This is a genomic window from Acinetobacter sp. Marseille-Q1618 (genome assembly GCF_902809855.1).
Taxonomy (GTDB): Bacteria; Pseudomonadota; Gammaproteobacteria; order Pseudomonadales; family Moraxellaceae; genus Acinetobacter.
In genome coordinates this window covers 131,708-146,301 of record NZ_CADDWJ010000001.1, presented here as the reverse complement: position 1 = coordinate 146,301, position 14,594 = coordinate 131,708, and the positions used below count along the sequence as shown (strand labels likewise).

Sequence of the window (14,594 nt, the reverse complement as noted above, 5' to 3'; positions counted from 1 at the left end):
ATTTTAAGTGGTGTTTATTTGGTGTATAGGAAAGCCAACACGCATATTAAATATAAAATCACCTAATTTTTACTGTATCTAAACTATTAAATTAATTAATTTTTAAATAATTTTTTATTTCTTTGTACTCCTTATTATCAACCAATATGAAGGTACTACTAATATAAAAATTAAACTCATTGTAACAAGGAAAAAAAATAAACTTTGAAATACTATAGCCTTAGGCAAATAAATTCCAAAATAAATCCAAATTGGTTTAATAATTGTTTCACTTATAGTAGGTATAGCCATTAATCCAAATAAGATCATTACCATTAAATTTCGTCTATTAGCTTGTCTAGTATAGCGATATTGGTTTTCATCCTTACTTATTTCAATTGCTTCATAAATTTGCTTTTGTATATTTTCAATACCATACTCTTTCCAACCATGTTTCAGCAAATCTCTAAATTCACCAACATAAGTATTTTCTCCTAAAGAGTTAATCATATTGACTCGCCATCTTAATATAAATATATCTTCATTATTCTTAGAATCATAAACTTTTTGTAACAGCAACTTATTAATCATATATCCATACTCAAGATACTGATTAATTAACTCATAATCAATTATATAATTTTCTATAGTAGCTATTTCATCTACATTTTTGGAAAAAACCACTAAACCACCTGATGATTCAATAAAAACTGAAATATCATTAAATACTCTTAAATCGTGCAAAGATTTTCCATTAAAATCACTACCAGAAGTTCTTGCTAATAACATAGAAAAATATTTGCTATGAACTTTATTATTACGGTTAGAATCATTATAATTTTTTGTAAAATTGATTAAATAAACATATGGTCTTCCAGACCAATACTCTCCATTAGGAATAATATTTTTTTGCCCTAACAATATGTATCTCATCCCCTTATTAGGAGTAACTGATATATAACCTATTACATTTAAAATAGTTTGAGTAATTGTAGAGAAGTCCTCTCTCTCACCAGATTTTCTCGGCAATTCGATTAACTTTATTACTTCCTCACCAAACTCATAATTTATAGTCAATTTATCTACTTCAATACAATGCCGCTTTTCTATTCCTAAATGCTCATATCTTTTATAGAATGGTACCTTATTAAAACTACCATATGCAATTGATGCTAACTTACAAAAATAAGGAGATACTAAAAGTTTATTTATATTTTTAAAACTTGAATTTAAGATATTATCAATATAACTAAAAACATCTAAATCGAGGGAATTATAAACCAATCCATATTTTATTATAACTATCCCATCCTCATAAACAGAAATCTCAGGATTCACTAAAAACTCAAACTCATCTATTTCAATCACAAAATCATCAAGATAAATTTTTATATATTTTGTTAAACTATCTTTATTAAAGAGCCTCAGCTCAGATAGGTGCTTCATGTATGCACCATAAAAATAATTATAATTTTCATTACCATCACTAAGTCTTAAATACTCTCCTTTATCACTTATAAATTCAACATGCTCTAATTGTTGATCATCTACATATGTTTGTGCATAAAATTTAACCTCTTTGTTTGATCTACATTGGAATACACATTCACTATTCATTATACAAATAGCAAATCCAGATTTAATTATTTCATCAGCTAAATCATTTAAATGAAAACTATCTACCGATATAAAACTACTGTAAGTAAAATAAATTATTGAATCATGAATTTCAAAACTAGAATTAATTTTACTAAACTTATTTATGAAATCCATTTTCTTTCAACCTAACTATTGGTGTTCTAAGTGTATATTAATTCAATGATAACTTATTAAAAAACCCGCTTTCGCGGGTTTTTATTTCAATCAATTCAATCTATTACAAGCGAACCAATTCCACAATCTTATCAGCCAACTCTTCAACCGTTTCTTGCGCAAAAGTCACATCAGCACCTTGCTCAAGATCAGTGACGACTACAACACCTGTTTGACGAAGCAATGCCACTTGATCAGCAGTTAAACCTACTTTTGCAAGTGCAACAATACCTTGTTGAATAAGCAAACTTTCAAGAGATTGTGCATTTTCAAGAACTTTGGCAGATACAGCAACGACAGCAGGTTTTTGCCCCAAACGCGCAGCACGAACTTCCGCTGTTACAGGCTCATTGTGAGCAGTCCACTCAACAGCAGCTTCAACCATACCTGCACCAACCGTTACATTACTTAAACGGTCAATAAAGATGAACGAACCTGTATAACGACTGTCTTGATAACGGTCAAACAACACAGGTGCATCAAACTCAATCTCAACATCAGCAATAGCATTCAACTCTAATTGCTCAACTTGAGTTTTTTCCAAAGTATTGACATTGGTACGGTAGTTAATTTTTTCAACTTTTGCAGGTACAGTTTGTGTGCCGATTTTCACATTATAGAGCTTACCAACCACCAGTGGCTGATCAGCCATCCATACCACAGTGGCACGAACAGAACGAGATAAAGACGGTTGCTCACCTGCTTTAACTAAGACATTCCCACGAGAAACGTCGATTTCATCATTTAAAGTTAACGTAACTGCTTGACCTGCAATCGCATGATCAAGATTACCATCAAAGGTTACAATCTCTTTTACAGTCGATTTTTTGCCTGAAGGTAAAGCGACAATTTCATCACCAACTTTAACTTCACCTAGCGCAATCGTACCGCAGAAACCACGGAAATCGAGATTTGGACGGTTAACATATTGCACAGGGAAACGGAATTCATGCGCACTGGTATCACGTGTGATTTCAACAGTTTCCAAGGTTTCCATTAAGGTTTGACCTTGATACCACGGTGTATTTGGTGAAGGATTTACCACATTATCACCATTCAATGCTGAGATTGGCGTGAAGATAATATTGGCAGGTTTACGATCACCCAATTGGTTCACAAAGGCATTATATTCTTGTTGAATTTCATTAAAACGCACTTCAGAAAATTCAACCAAGTCCATTTTATTGATCGCAACTACGATATTACGGATACCCAAAAGACTCGCAATAAAGGTATGACGGCGTGTTTGGGTTTGTACACCATAGCGCGCATCGATCAAGATAATCGCAAGATCAGCCGTAGACGCACCTGTTGCCATGTTACGGGTATATTGTTCATGCCCCGGTGTATCCGCAATGATGAACTTACGTTTTTCAGTCGAGAAATAACGATATGCTACATCAATGGTAATGCCCTGCTCACGCTCAGCTTGTAAGCCATCAACAAGTAAAGCTAAGTCAGGTGCATCACCTGTTGTACCGACTTTTTTAGAATCACGAGTTACTGCTTGTAATTGATCTTCATAAATCAATTTTGAATCATAAAGTAAACGACCGATTAAAGTTGATTTACCATCGTCCACATTACCGCAAGTCAGAAAACGTAATAAGTCTTTATTTTCGTGCTGTTTTAAATATGCCAAGATATCTTGGCTAATCAATTCTGATTGATGAGACATTGCTCAAAACTCCACATATTCTTTAGAAATCGGTTTCTTTAATCCCCCTGTTTCCCCCTTTATAAAGGGGGACTTTTGCTCCGTTCTTTTTCAGGAGCCACCTCTAACTGCTTTTAAGCCCCTCTTTGCCAAAGAGGTGAGTAGCTCTGCTACGTAAGGGAGATTTATCAGGGGGAGATTAATTTAGAAATAACCTTCCTGCTTTTTCTTTTCCATTGAGCCAGCTTCATCATGGTCAATCATACGACCTTGACGTTCAGAACTCGTTGCTAAAAGCATTTCTTGGATAATTTCAGGCAATGTTGTCGCCGTTGACTCCACCGCACCTGTGAGTGGATAGCAACCTAAAGTACGGAAACGTACCGATTTCATTTGTGGAACTTCGCCTTCTTTTAAACGCATACGCTCATCATCCACCATGATCAACGTACCACTACGTTCAACTACTGGACGTTCAGCAGCCAAATATAAAGGCACTAAAGGAATATTCTCTTGATAAATATATTGCCAAATGTCTAACTCAGTCCAGTTTGACAATGGGAATACACGAATACTTTCGCCTTTGTTCACTTTACCATTGTAAAGATTCCAAAGTTCTGGACGCTGATTTTTTGGATCCCAACGATGTTTATTATCACGGAAAGAATACACACGTTCTTTGGCACGTGATTTTTCTTCATCACGGCGTGCACCACCAAAGGCTGCATCGAACTGATATTTATCAAGTGCTTGTTTTAAGCCTTGCGTTTTCATGATATCGGTATATTTTGAACTACCATAGTCAAAAGGATTGACATTGGCATCTTTACCTTCTTGATTTTGGTGCACAATCAGATCAAAACCATGTTCTTTTGCCATATTGTCACGGAATTTAATCATGTCTTTAAACTTCCAACCTGTGTCAACATGCAACAAAGGGAATGGAAGTTTTGCAGGATAGAATGCTTTTAAAGCAAGATGCAGCATAACCGCTGAGTCTTTCCCGATCGAATAAAGCATCACTGGGTTTTCAAACTCAGCAGCAACTTCACGGATAATATGAATACTCTCAGCTTCAAGCTGTTTCAGATGAGTAAGTCTTTCCTCAGATATAGACATTGACAGCACCAACTCACAAATAAAGTGTACTTATTACACATATTAAAATTTATATGCATTATAGTGATTTGCACTGCAATTCTTTTGCTTGTTTTTTTATATTGATATATAAAAACGTCATAAACAAAAAATCAGAGATTATGATGACGATACAAATTATTGCATTAGAAAAAATTGAATTTGAACAATGGCAACCTCTTTGGCAAAGCTATTTAAATTTTTACCAATGCTCACTGAGCGAAGAACAAACACGTTTATCTTGGCAACGTATCACCGATCCCAAACAAACCAATATGTTTGGTTTTGCTATTCAGGTAGATCATCAAGTCGTTGGCTTTGTTCATCTTATTTCACATATGAGTATGTGGACTGAAAAGCCGTACTGTTATTTACAAGATTTATTCGTTAATCAAAATTTTAGAAATCAAGGTCTAGCACGAAAACTGATTGAACATAGCTATCAAGTATGTAAAGGCGATTTTGATCGAGTTTATTGGTTAACTCAACAGTCTAATACTACAGCTCAGCTTTTATATGATCGCATTGCAACAAAAACAGGATTTATTCAATACAAGCAAAATCTAAATTAAGCAGATTTTTTTGCTTTGGCTCAAATTGTAGATTTGATCAGGTTTCTAAAATGCGTCACTTTGCAGCTTTAGAAACCTAAAATGATGCATTTTTATAATCTAGAGTTAGACCTAAAAGCTTATCAATAAGTGAAAACAACTCTCACTCATCTTGCTATATTTTGTTTAGCATAGTCTTTATTTCAGTTTAAGATTTCTTATGCAAAATATACAACACATTCGAGAAAAGCTGGAAAATGCGAAACTCGCAGGAAATATTTATCAGCAAGACAATATCTTAGTCTTACAAGCGCCGTATCAAGATGACGGTTCTGCACTCAATGTTTTTGCACAACATGAACATTCTGGCGAGCAAATCGGCTTACAGTTTGCGATTCAAATCGATGAACAACATATTGAATATATGGTCGGTGTAACGTTGAGCAATCAAGATAAAAGCTATGAAATTTCGGCAGGAAATTTAAAAGCAGAACAAAGTGCCTTTAATCTGATGTATGCATTTTATAATTATCCGAAAAAGTTTTATTTACTCAAAATTCCTTTTACTACCCAAATCTCAGAGTTTAAGCATATTTTTGAACAGCAACTTTTTAATCAACCTAAATTAAAATTTTTAGATACAGCTTTAAAAATTAATCCTCAAGGTCAAAGTTTAGCTTGGATAAAAGATTTTGTTTTACAACAAGCACTGCAGATGAAAGTTCGCATTCAACTTGCTATCCAATAAAAAAAGCTTAGCTCTGGAGGGAGCTAAGCTAAACACAATTAAAAATATAATATGAATTATATTTTTAATGGTAGGAATTACTTCTCTATGGTCATTAAAGAAGTAGTTCCATTGTATTGCCAAAAAATCTCAAAAATATCCCTGAGTTCAGGTATTTTGAAAACACTTAGCTCAATTAATAACCAAATATTGCTTTATCTAATGGAATTTCAACACCTACCGATGCACCAGCATCATTCCCTTCACGATCCGAATCACTGATCCAGCCATTGATTTTCAAAGGAATCGTCGGTTTTATGTAATGAGTCCAAGTTAAATCTAATGCTTTAACTTTATCGTCTTCTGGGAAAGCCACATTTGTTAAACGATTGGACTGATTCACTTTAGCAAATAAAACTCGACCACTTAAACGGTTCATGAGATCAAAACGAATATCACCGCCCACAGAAACCATCTCACCATCTCCACCCATCGCATGACCTAGCGGGAAACCATGTTGGTAATATCCATCTTTATAAATATGATGATTATAAGAAATGCCTTTTGCATCGCCATCGGTTTCAGTATTTGCCCATTCAGCATAAAGTTGGAATGGCATATCTTTATAGGATGATGAATAATCTGCGCCAGCTAAATACATTTTTTTAGACGGCAACAAACCTGCCTCATCCTCACCAACATATTGTGCATATAAGCTCATCGGCACATCAGCCAATTGTTGTAGATTTAGACGGATATCTAAACCAGCTAATTGATTTGATGCATTTTCATCATTCGAACAACCATTATCATCGCACTTATTATCTTTACCAATAAATGCATTCCAATAGGCTTTTGCACTACCTGGTTGACCTTCTCCATCGATTTGGAAAGTACGAGATGCTCCCAACTCCAAATAAGGCAATGGTTGTGCTGTTAAACGTAAACCTACTAAGTTCGTATCTGGAACAGCATTATAATCATCTAAACGACCAAAAAATGCTTGATATTGCCAAGGACCAATCCAAGATAACCATTTAGATTCAAATGCTTTTTGTTCTGCGCGCTGCGCAGTAAAGCCATACACAGGACGACTTGCATCACCACGAATTAAGCTTCCATCATGTCCAGGTCCCCAATATGTTGGCATTTGCCCTGCAATCAACCATTGGTTAAATAATTTTCCTGCAAGATAAGAACCTTCAACATTGACATCCTGACCGTTATCAATTTGTGGATCTTTTTCACCATTCACACGAATTTTTGCGTCCCAGTTTTCACCACCCGCATTAAACTCAAGTGAACCAACATATTGTGCTTTTTGACTATCACCAAATGCTTGAGGCACATTCTTTTGATCAGTTTCAGCAAATAAACCAAGTTTTGCAGTTTGATTATCTGCTTTTAAAGCATTTTGAATAGAATCAATAACTTTTTGCTGCGTGTTATTGCTTACCTTTGCTGCCAAAAGCGCACGTTGAATCTCATCTCCACTCATTGGCCAAGTTGATGTACTAATTTGAATGACACCTTGTTGGTTTAACCAGTTTAAATCTGTACGGATATCTTCGTTATTTAGTACCAAACCTTGGGCAAAAATAGGCAAAGATAAGCTTGCCAATACAGCAGCATATAGTGATTTCTTGAAAAACATGCGCATTTATTCTCTAAACATTGCTGTGCTCCACCATAGTTTTTTTAACGAAAATTTTCAATGGTGAAACTGTTTTATTACAATATTTTAATAGTATGATAAATGAGTAGATTTAAACCCCATGCTTCATCGTTCAATCCCATTGGATAACATATAATGCTTATATAAATAATATGCTTAAATGAGAGTTTAAAAATGAAAAAAACTTACTTTTCAACAATTTTTTTAGTGTTATACAGCATCCAATACTGCTTTGCAGCACCTGCATCGACACAATCAATTGAAGAACTTTTAAAAATCACCAAAACCGAACAACTGATTGAACAAACCCAAGCCCAAGTGCTACCTGTCATGCAAGAAAGTATGAATCAGTCACTTGAATCACAAGGACGAACACTCACTGACAAAGAGAAAATTAAAATTGAAAAATATTTAAAAGATAGTAATACGCTGATCTTAAATGAATTGAATTGGAAAACACTCAAACAAGATTTTATTCAAATTTATGCAGAATCTTTTAGCCAAGAAGAGATCGATGGATTAATTACATTTTATAAAACTCCTGTTGGGCAATCTACCATTGAAAAAATGCCAATGGTCATGAATAAAAGTATGACGTTGATGCAAAGTAAAATACAAAGTTTGATGCCGAAGATCATGAATAATTTAGAGAAAAACTTTAAAGACTAAAACATCTTATCTATATTTTTGTAATTTTATTGTTTGTGAATTTAGAACAGCCCCAAATATAAAAAGACCAATATAAATTGGTCTTTTTATCATTTAAACATTATAAAACTTAGTCAATCGCACCATTACGGCTAAATGATGGTAATTTGAAACCGGGCTCTTTGTGCATCCATACATAAATTGCATGTCCAGTTAAATTTTCTTCAGGTACAAAGCCCCAAAAACGACTGTCCGCACTTTGATCACGATTATCACCCATTGCGAAATAATGACCTTTCGGCACTGTAACTTCCCAACTTTGTCCATTTGATTTTACAAAACGATCATTATCGCGTGCAACAAATGGCAAATCTTCTTTTTTCTGTGCATATTGGAAAGCACCGACCAACGTATTTTGACCTTCTAAAATACGAACGAGATGTTTATGTTCACCCATAGTTTCTGTGTAATACAGTGATTTTGGTGTATCCAAAACATCTTTTTCACGACTAAACTCAGTTGCTTTTTGTTCAACTTTTTTACCATTAATGATTAATTGTCCTTGTTCATAGACAATATGATCACCCGGTAAGCCGATGATACGTTTGATATAACTGATTTTTGGATTTTCTGGGTAACGAAATACAGCAACTTCACCACGTTGTGGCTCACCAATATCAATAATTTTGGTATTGGTAATTGGTAAGCGTACGCCATATTGGTATTTATTTACCAAAATATAATCACCCGTTTCTAAGGTTGGCACCATAGAATCAGATGGGATATTAAAAGGTTCAAATAAGAATGAACGTAAAACTAACACCACCGCAAGGACCGGCCAAAAATCATATGCCCATGAAATGATAAAATGTTCATTCCCCTTACCCTTTGTTTCGCGTTGTTTAAACACGAATTTATCGAGTAACCACAACACAAAAAATACCAGTGTTGCAGGTACGAGAATTAAATTAAAATCAAAATCCATGAGCGATACGACCTCTTACTTCTTATCTATCGACTTTCAATACAGCCAAAAACGCTTCTTGTGGGATTTCAACACTACCCACTTGTTTCATGCGTTTCTTACCTTCTTTTTGTTTCGATAACAGTTTCTTCTTACGTGAAACGTCACCACCATAACATTTTGCTAATACGTTTTTACGCATCGCTTTTACAGTAGATCGCGCAATAATTTGTGCACCGATTGCTGCTTGAATCGCAACATCAAACATTTGACGTGGAATCAAGTCTTTCATTTTTTCCACCAATGCAATACCACGATGACGCGCATCTTGACGGTGACAAATCATGGCTAAAGCATCCACCTTTTCACCATTAATTAGCACATCAACCTTAACCAAAGATGAAGATTCAAAACGTACAAAATTGTAATCAAGTGAGGCAAAACCACGTGAGCATGATTTTAGTTTATCAAAGAAGTCCATCACGACTTCAGCCATCGGGATTTCAAAGGTAATCGACACTTGGTTTGCCATAAATTTCATGTCTTTTTGCACCCCACGGCGCTCAACACATAAAGTCATGACATTACCTAAGTAATCTTGCGGTACTAAGATATGACACTCTGCGATCGGTTCACGTAAATCTTCAACAGTTGAACCATCTGGCATTTTTGATGGACTGTCGATATAAATCGTTTCACCATTTTTCATCACCGCTTCATAAATTACAGTCGGTGCTGAAGAAATCAGGTCTAAATCGTACTCACGCTCTAAACGCTCTTGCACGATCTCCATGTGTAGCATCCCCAAGAAGCCACAACGGAAACCAAAACCTAAAGCATCAGAACTTTCAGGTTCAAAGAATAATGCTGAATCGTTAATTTGTAGTTTGTGTAATGCTTCACGGAATGGTTCAAAATCACTGGCATCAATTGGGAATAAACCTGCATATACCTGTGGTTTCACCTTTTTAAAGCCGGGTAATGAGCCAACTTCTGGCGTGGTTGCTAAAGTAATGGTATCACCCACTGGCGCACCAAAAATATCTTTAATTCCTGCAATCACGAAGCCAACTTCACCCGCTTCAAGAATACCTGTTTCAGTATGTTTTGGATTAAAAATACCCACAGAAGTAATGATGTGCGACTGACCTGTTGATTTCATCAACATTTTGTCGCCTTTTTTCACACGCCCTTGTTTTACACGTACCAAGGATACGACACCTAAGTAATTGTCAAACCATGAGTCGACAATCAATGCTTGTAAAGGTGCATCACGATCACCTTCTGGTGGAGGAATGACATTGACCAGTGTTTCTAATACACCTTCAATACCTAAACCTGTTTTTGCTGAACAAGTCGGTGCTTCAGTCGCTTCAATCCCAATAATATCTTCAATTTCTTGAATGACACGTTCAGGTTCTGCTTGTGGTAGATCGATTTTATTTAAGATTGGAAGAACTTCCAGACCTTGTTCAATCGCTGTATAGCAGTTTGCAACTGACTGTGCTTCTACACCTTGTGCTGCATCTACAACCAACAATGCACCTTCACAGGCTGCCAAAGAACGTGATACTTCATAAGAAAAGTCGACGTGTCCCGGTGTATCAATGAAGTTGAGTTGATATTCTTGACCATTGGGATGCGTGTAATACAAGGTCACAGAGGTTGCTTTGATGGTAATCCCACGCTCACGCTCTAGTTCCATTGAGTCCAGAACTTGCGCTTGCATTTCACGGTCTTGTAAACCACCGCATGTTTGAATGAAGCGGTCTGCAAGTGTCGACTTTCCGTGGTCGATATGCGCGATGATACTGAAATTACGAATATTTTTAATATCGACAGATTTTTTAGCTTGCGCCATGGGCTACCTTGAAGAAAAACACGCTATGTACTGAAAAGATATACATAACAAAAGCTGAATAGAAATTGCGAGGGATTATAGCAGATGGTTTTTTTAAAGTATCCATAATAATGATCAGGCAATTGAATAATTTAAAAATCAATTAACCAAACAAAAACAATTTCAATGTGATTTTAGTTTACTCAGATCATAAGGATCAATATTTTCATCTAAAGGTTGATAGGCTTGAATAAACGTTGGAGATAAACGTTTTGGGCGACCAGTCGCAATCTCTACACATGCCCATTTAGTACTCCCTGTGAATAACAACGCCTGATCTCTTACACGAAAAAAAGCATATTGTCGAAAAGAGTATAAAGCATTAAGGTCACTGAGCCACGTTCTTAGAATAATTTCATCACCTTCTAATGCTGCTTTTCGATACTGAACATGATGCTCTACCGCAACCATTGCATGTTTTAATTCTAAATAATCTTTAACTCCCAAACCTAAAGCTTCTATATGCGCTGTTGCCACATCTTGCATCCACGCCACATAGACTACATTATTAACATGTCCTAAAATATCAATATGTTCAGGTTGAACCGTTAACCTTAAATCAAAAAATGTGGTTGCCACAAAAATATCCTATTGTTCAAATTTGTTTCATGTGATGTAGATTGTAATACGAAGTGCAATAACCTAATCAATGCTCTTTTCATTACTTAACTTATTTCTAGCTTATATGGCTTTTTCAAATTCTGTTGTTTGATACAAATGCTATCTATTAAATCATGGTGAATGGTCTACATGATTGTTACCTAAATCTAAGCATAGAAAAGCTAAGCATCAGTAAAGAAAAATCACTGTATTTTCAATGTATTTTTATTCAACAAACAGACATTATGACTTTAATATACTTTTACCCAAACTTAACCGATTAAACGATTGATTCATATAATCTTAATAAAATGTAGCATAAATTATAAACTATGCCGTTTACATTTTTTTCTCATTTTCAATACTTAGAGTATTTACTCTTATTTTTTATATGTTATTTTGTAAAAAGTGGTAAATTTCAAACATTATTTGTAAACCACAAATATTCTAAGTTTTGTTTACAAATGCTTCAAATCATTCATTTTATGGTCTAGGGAAAAACTAAAATGAAATTAAAAACGTTAACAACTGCAATTTTATTTGCAACACTACCAGCAACAAGCGTTTTTGCAGCAGCGTTAGATCGATCTGGTCAATCGATGTCAGCTTTTTTACAGCCAGACAACTATTTTGAAGCAGGCATTTCTATTTTAGATCCAACGGTTGAAGGTCGTGAATCAGGAACCAGCGAAACTCGCCGTGAAATTGAAGATATGGGGGAAGATTATTATTTCCCTTCAGCTGCATTAAAACTGCAACTTACTGACAATATTTCATTTGGTCTTTTATATGATCAACCATTTGGTGCTGATGCAAAATATCATGGCAATAATATTTTTGTATCTGATCCATCAAATACTATTTTACCAACATCTAGCTTAGCGGCTATTCGCACATCAACAATTGCAAAAAATATTGATGCCACTTTACCAGGTCAATTAGCTAGCAATTTACAGCCTGGAATTGATCAAACTGTTACAGCACAAGCACAAGCAATGATTGCCGCAGGGAAAGTTCCAGCAGGTACTCCGCAAGCGTTAGTTGAAGCAGGTATTCGTAATAATGCTGCGGCAATGCAGCAAATTACAGATGGTGTAACAAAAGCAATTACAGATAAAGTAACTGCTGGAGTAACTCAAGCTGTTGATGCTGGGATTGATCAAGTAAATTCAACGCTTGGTAAAGGCGCTACAAGTGTAGAAGTAGATACTCAAAACCTTTCGATGATTTTTGGTTTTCAACCCATTAAAAATTTGAACGTGTATGGTGGTGCAGCATATCAAACCATTAAAGGTAATGTTAGCCTTCGTGGGCAAGCATATAGTCTTTATAATGGCTATGATGCCCAAATTAAAGAAACTAGCGGTGTAGGTTGGTTGGCAGGTGTTGCGTATCAAATCCCTGAAATCGCCTTAAAAGCATCAATCACTTATCGTTCTGAAATTGATCATGATGTAAATGCGCAAGAAAGTTTACCAACCCTTGGTGCTCTTTCATTGTTGGGTGCTGAAGGTGCTGCTGCCGCTCAACAAATTGCAGCTGCTTCAGGTAAAACAAAAATCACAACTCCTCAATCTGTTAACTTAGACTTCCAAACAGGTGTAATGGAAAATACTGTTGCATTTGCAAATCTTCGCTGGGTGAATTGGAAAGATTTTTCTATTCGACCATATAAGTTTGGTTTAGTTTCTGATGTGGTTGGACAATTACCAACAATTGCTCGTCCTAATGGCTTTAATCTCGTTGAATACTCAGATGATCAATATTCTGTAACTGCTGGTGTAGGTCGTAAACTTAACGATAAATGGGCTGGTAACGTTTCTGTAGGTTGGGACTCTGGTGCAGGTGACCCAGTATCTACACTTGGCCCAACTGAAGGTTATTGGAATGTAGGCTTAGGCGTGCAATATAGCCCTACACCTGCGACATTTATTGCGGGTGGTGTAAAATATTTCTGGTTAGGTGATGCAAAAGCTCAAACTGGTGCACAAGCTGGTGGAAGTGAATATGTTGCAGACTTTTCAGACAATAATGCAATCGCATATGGTCTAAAACTCGGTTATAAATTCTAAGTGATTTAAACCAATAAAAAATCTCACGAAAGTGGGATTTTTTATTTTTAGAAGATAAAATAAAAGACCTCTTAGTGAGGTCTTAAAATCATTAGAAAAGTTTAAAAGTCATAAAAAACTACTTCACCTGTTTCAAGTGAATATTCAGCCCCTACTACTCTCAATTTACCTTTGGCAATCAAGTTCTCTAACACTGCAGAACCATGACGAAGCTGATTAACAGACCCAAATACATTGGCACGAACTGCATGCTTAGATAATTTTTCTAAATCATCTTTTAGTTCGGTTTGCATTAAAATTTCTACAGATGGACGTACACGATTCACAATCGACATTAGGTTTGCAGACGGTGGTGTTTGTGGATTTTGTAATGCCTTAATGGTAGAGCTAATCGCACCACAATGTGTATGACCCAGCACAATCACCACAGGACACCCAAAACTTTCAGCCGCAAACTCTACGCTACCGACTTGCGAAGGTGCCACAATATTCCCTGCAACACGAATCACAAATAAATCGCCCAAACCTTGATCAAATACCATTTCAGCAGGTACACGAGAGTCTGAACAACCTAAAATAATAGCAAAAGGTTCTTGGCTTTCTGCCATTTCTGCACGTTGTTGATGTGACAACATCTTGGTGTGATTGGTTTCACCATTAACAAAACGTTGGTTGCCCTTTTTCAAACGTTCTAAAGCTTCTTCTGCAGTTAGCATGCGGGTTTCCATTCATGTTTTAAATTTTAAATTATTTTAATCTTCTGTTTTTTGAAAGTCACTGACTAAATATAAACTCTGTTACAATTTAAGTTAAATGTTAATTTTTCAGTCAAATATACTTTTATTATTTAAATGATCTACACAATAAACAAA

General features: G+C 35.5%; 12 protein-coding genes. 4 read left to right on the top strand and 8 right to left on the bottom strand.

All coding sequences use genetic code 11. The features are described from left to right. Positions 1-114 precede the first annotated feature (114 nt). The 3 genes from HUS24_RS00685 to cysD form a co-directional block, all read right to left on the bottom strand. Positions 115-1,752: a hypothetical protein gene (locus tag HUS24_RS00685; protein WP_173910158.1), complete on the bottom strand. Its 1,638-nt coding sequence runs from the start codon at positions 1,750-1,752 to the stop codon at positions 115-117. A gap of 103 nt (positions 1,753-1,855) precedes the next feature. Further along, entirely contained in the window at positions 1,856-3,469 is a 1,614-nt protein-coding gene (gene cysN / locus HUS24_RS00680) for a sulfate adenylyltransferase subunit CysN (RefSeq protein ID WP_173910157.1), read from the bottom strand. 183 nt (positions 3,470-3,652) lie between these two features. Beyond that, positions 3,653-4,561, bottom strand: a complete 909-nt coding sequence (gene cysD, locus HUS24_RS00675; RefSeq protein ID WP_171488602.1) for a sulfate adenylyltransferase subunit CysD — start codon at positions 4,559-4,561, stop codon at positions 3,653-3,655. Between the two features lie 149 nt (positions 4,562-4,710). Between cysD and HUS24_RS00670 the strand changes: the two genes are divergently transcribed. Further along, on the top strand, positions 4,711-5,157 hold the full coding sequence (locus HUS24_RS00670) for a GNAT family N-acetyltransferase (protein ID WP_173911358.1): 447 nt from the start codon (positions 4,711-4,713) through the stop codon (positions 5,155-5,157). A gap of 199 nt (positions 5,158-5,356) precedes the next feature. Continuing rightward, positions 5,357-5,884 (top strand): hypothetical protein, encoded by a 528-nt coding sequence (locus HUS24_RS00665; RefSeq protein WP_173910156.1) that lies wholly within the window; start codon positions 5,357-5,359, stop codon positions 5,882-5,884. A 175-nt stretch (positions 5,885-6,059) separates the two neighbouring features. Here HUS24_RS00665 and HUS24_RS00660 read toward each other — a convergent pair whose 3' ends face one another. Next, positions 6,060-7,517 carry a capsule assembly Wzi family protein gene (locus tag HUS24_RS00660; RefSeq protein WP_173911357.1) on the bottom strand — a complete coding sequence of 486 codons (1,458 nt, stop codon included), beginning with the start codon at positions 7,515-7,517 and terminating at the stop codon, positions 6,060-6,062. Positions 7,518-7,712: 195 nt separating this feature from the next. Here HUS24_RS00660 and HUS24_RS00655 point away from each other — a divergent pair, with 195 nt between their 5' ends. Continuing rightward, the gene (locus HUS24_RS00655) at positions 7,713-8,207 is read left to right on the top strand and encodes a DUF2059 domain-containing protein (protein ID WP_173910155.1); all 495 of its coding nucleotides are present in this window, start codon (positions 7,713-7,715) and stop codon (positions 8,205-8,207) included. Between the two features lie 109 nt (positions 8,208-8,316). On the opposite strand, the gene lepB is transcribed toward HUS24_RS00655, so the two are convergent. From lepB to HUS24_RS00640, 3 genes are all read right to left on the bottom strand, one after another. Beyond that, complete coding sequence (gene lepB / locus HUS24_RS00650) at positions 8,317-9,171, bottom strand: signal peptidase I (protein WP_173910154.1); 855 nt, start codon at positions 9,169-9,171, stop codon at positions 8,317-8,319. Positions 9,172-9,193: 22 nt separating this feature from the next. Then, a complete protein-coding gene (gene lepA / locus HUS24_RS00645; RefSeq protein WP_173910153.1) occupies positions 9,194-11,011 on the bottom strand; it encodes a translation elongation factor 4 in 1,818 nt (605 codons plus the stop codon). A 162-nt stretch (positions 11,012-11,173) separates the two neighbouring features. Further along, positions 11,174-11,629 (bottom strand): thioesterase family protein, encoded by a 456-nt coding sequence (locus HUS24_RS00640; protein WP_173910152.1) that lies wholly within the window; start codon positions 11,627-11,629, stop codon positions 11,174-11,176. A 527-nt stretch (positions 11,630-12,156) separates the two neighbouring features. Here HUS24_RS00640 and HUS24_RS00635 point away from each other — a divergent pair. Continuing rightward, positions 12,157-13,722, top strand: coding sequence for a long-chain fatty acid transporter (locus tag HUS24_RS00635; RefSeq protein WP_173910151.1), 1,566 nt, complete (start codon positions 12,157-12,159; stop codon positions 13,720-13,722). A gap of 101 nt (positions 13,723-13,823) precedes the next feature. On the opposite strand, the gene HUS24_RS00630 is transcribed toward HUS24_RS00635, so the two are convergent. Then, positions 13,824-14,438 (bottom strand): carbonic anhydrase, encoded by a 615-nt coding sequence (locus HUS24_RS00630; RefSeq protein WP_173910150.1) that lies wholly within the window; start codon positions 14,436-14,438, stop codon positions 13,824-13,826. Between the last annotated feature and the right edge of the window lie 156 nt (positions 14,439-14,594).

What these genes read in the sequence shown, in the direction of transcription:
- HUS24_RS00685 (WP_173910158.1), bottom strand. Translation starts at nt 1,752, where the DNA reads ATGGATTTCATAAATAAGTTTAGTAAAATTAATTCTAGTTTTGAAATT.
- cysN (WP_173910157.1), bottom strand. Translation starts at nt 3,469, where the DNA reads ATGTCTCATCAATCAGAATTGATTAGCCAAGATATCTTGGCATATTTA.
- HUS24_RS00670 (WP_173911358.1), top strand. Translation starts at nt 4,711, where the DNA reads ATGACGATACAAATTATTGCATTAGAAAAAATTGAATTTGAACAATGG.
- HUS24_RS00665 (WP_173910156.1), top strand. Translation starts at nt 5,357, where the DNA reads ATGCAAAATATACAACACATTCGAGAAAAGCTGGAAAATGCGAAACTC.
- HUS24_RS00660 (WP_173911357.1), bottom strand. Translation starts at nt 7,517, where the DNA reads ATGTTTTTCAAGAAATCACTATATGCTGCTGTATTGGCAAGCTTATCT.
- HUS24_RS00655 (WP_173910155.1), top strand. Translation starts at nt 7,713, where the DNA reads ATGAAAAAAACTTACTTTTCAACAATTTTTTTAGTGTTATACAGCATC.
- lepB (WP_173910154.1), bottom strand. Translation starts at nt 9,171, where the DNA reads ATGGATTTTGATTTTAATTTAATTCTCGTACCTGCAACACTGGTATTT.
- lepA (WP_173910153.1), bottom strand. Translation starts at nt 11,011, where the DNA reads ATGGCGCAAGCTAAAAAATCTGTCGATATTAAAAATATTCGTAATTTC.
- HUS24_RS00635 (WP_173910151.1), top strand. Translation starts at nt 12,157, where the DNA reads ATGAAATTAAAAACGTTAACAACTGCAATTTTATTTGCAACACTACCA.
- HUS24_RS00630 (WP_173910150.1), bottom strand. Translation starts at nt 14,438, where the DNA reads ATGCTAACTGCAGAAGAAGCTTTAGAACGTTTGAAAAAGGGCAACCAA.